Here is a 292-nt window from a genome sequence, read left to right as displayed (position 1 = left end):
AACAAACTGGCTGAGTTGCAGCCTAAATATTTTTCCGTGACTTTCGGTGCTGGTGGCACTACCCAGCAAGGTACACTCGATACCGTGGTCGATATCCGGCGTGAGGGTTTTGAAGCTGCTCCACACTTATCTTGCGTCGGTGGTACCCGTGACTCGATACGTCAGATTCTGCAGCAATATCAGGCGCATGATATCCGTCGTTTGGTTGCACTGCGTGGTGATTTACCCAGCGGTTATGGCATGGGTGGCGAGTTCCGCTATGCGAATGAGTTGGTTGAGTTTATCCGTGCTG

1 protein-coding gene is annotated in these 292 nt (G+C 51.7%); it reads left to right on the top strand.

Translation table 11 applies throughout. From position 1 onward, the window contains the following. The coding region (locus tag KDM89_RS21690; RefSeq protein ID WP_212689841.1) for a methylenetetrahydrofolate reductase at positions 1-292 on the top strand (292 nt) is incomplete at both ends.

The sequence above is a fragment of the Cognatundibacterium luofuense genome (assembly GCF_018139685.1).
Taxonomy (GTDB): Bacteria; Pseudomonadota; Gammaproteobacteria; order Burkholderiales; family Burkholderiaceae_D; genus Undibacterium; species Undibacterium luofuense.
This window is presented reverse-complemented; position numbering and strand designations above follow the sequence as displayed.